This window comes from Ruegeria sp. CL7 (assembly GCF_056536445.1).
Window position 1 is genome coordinate 1 of sequence record NZ_JBQFPQ010000023.1, and the last position, 1,775, is coordinate 1,775.

Sequence of the window (1,775 nt, forward strand, 5' to 3'; positions counted from 1 at the left end):
CCTGAGCTTTCATGTCGTCGGCGGAGATTCCGGCGACGGCGACGGGTTTTTTCATCGCGTCGCGGCGGAAAGGCTCGCCGAGCTCCTGGTTGATCAGGGCCTCGATCAGCGTGGTGATGCCGTTCTTCTGATCCTCGATCGCCTGATTCAGCGCTGCAGTCAGCTCGTCCTGGGTGCGGGCCACGACACCCTTCAGGCCACAGGCCTGCGCGATACCGGCGTAAGACACTTTGGTGTCCAGCTCGGTGCCGACGAAGTTGTCGTCGAACCACAGGGTCGAGTTGCGCTTTTCCGCGCCCCACTGGTAGTTGCGGAACACGATCTGGGTCACGGCGGGCCATTCCTCGCGGCCGATCGCGGTCAGTTCGTTCACCGCGATGCCAAAGGCACCGTCACCGGCAAAGCCCACGACCGGCACATCCGGGCAGCCGATCTTGGCACCAACGATGGCCGGCAGGCCATAGCCGCAGGGGCCGAACAGGCCCGGCGCCAGGTATTTGCGGCCCTCTTCAAACGATGGATAGGCGTTGCCGATGGCGCAGTTGTTGCCGATATCCGAGCTGATGATCGCCTCTTTCGGCAGGGCCGCCTGAATGGCGCGCCACGCCATGCGGGGGCTCATCCAGTCGGGCTTGGCCGAGCGAGCACGCTGGTTCCAGGTGGTGCCCGGATCGTCATCCTCGTGGGTCATCGAGGTCAGTTCCTGCGCCCAGGCCGATTTCTTCTGCGCGATGCGCTCTTTGCGCTCTTTGCGGCCTTCGTCACCGGCGGTGTCGCTCAGCTGGGCCAGAATGCCCTTTGCCACCTTGGCGGCGTCGCCGATGATGCCGACGCTGACCGCTTTGGTCAGGCCGATACGGTCAGGGTTGATGTCGACCTGGATGATCTTCGCATCCGTGGGCCAGTAGTTGATGCCATAGCCCGGCAGGGTCGAGAACGGGTTCAGACGGGTGCCGAGGCACAGGACAACATCCGCCTCGCTGATCAGCTCCATCCCGGCTTTCGAGCCGTTGTAGCCCAGCGGACCGGCAAACAGAGGGTGGCTGCCGGGGAAGGCGTCGTTGTGCTGATAGCCCACGCAGACCGGCGCATCCAGACGCTCGGCCAGCGCCTTCGAGGCCTCGATCCCGCCCTTGGACAGCACCACGCCCGCACCGTTCAGGATCACCGGGTTCTTGGCGTTCGACAGCAGCTCGGCCGCCTGCGCCACGGCGGTTTCGCCGCCCGCAGGGCGCTCGAACTCGACGATGGCGGGCAGGTCGATATCGACCACCTGGGTCCACATGTCACGCGGGATGTTGATCTGGGCCGGGGCGCTGGCGCGCTTGGCTTTCATGATCACGCGGTTCAGAACCTCGGTGACGCGGGTCGGGTCGCGGACCTCTTCCTGATAGGCGACCATGTCCTCGAACAGCTTCATCTGCTCAACTTCCTGGAAACCGCCCTGACCGATGGTCTTGTTCGCCGCCTGCGGAGTGACCAGCAGCAGCGGCGTGTGGTTCCAGTAGGCGGTTTTCACGGCGGTCACGAAATTGGTGATGCCGGGGCCGTTCTGCGCGATCATCATCGACATCTTGCCGGTCGCACGGGTGTAGCCATCCGCCATCATCCCCGCGCTGCCTTCATGCGCACAGTCCCAGAACATGATCCCGGCCTTCGGGAACAAGTCCGAGATCGGCATCATCGCAGATCCAATGATCCCGAACGCATGCTCAATCCCGTGCATCTGCAAAACCTTAACAAAGGCCTCTTCCGTCGTCATTTTCATAAGGGTG

Annotated in this window: 1 protein-coding gene; it reads right to left on the bottom strand. The window is 63.5% G+C overall.

Annotation, left to right across the window (positions count from 1 at the left end):
* Window positions 1-1,768, bottom strand: a 1,768-nt coding sequence (xsc, locus tag ACR0LI_RS20775) for a sulfoacetaldehyde acetyltransferase (RefSeq protein WP_480719186.1), incomplete at its 3' end; no start/stop codon positions are given.
* Window positions 1,769-1,775: the final 7 nt, after the last annotated feature.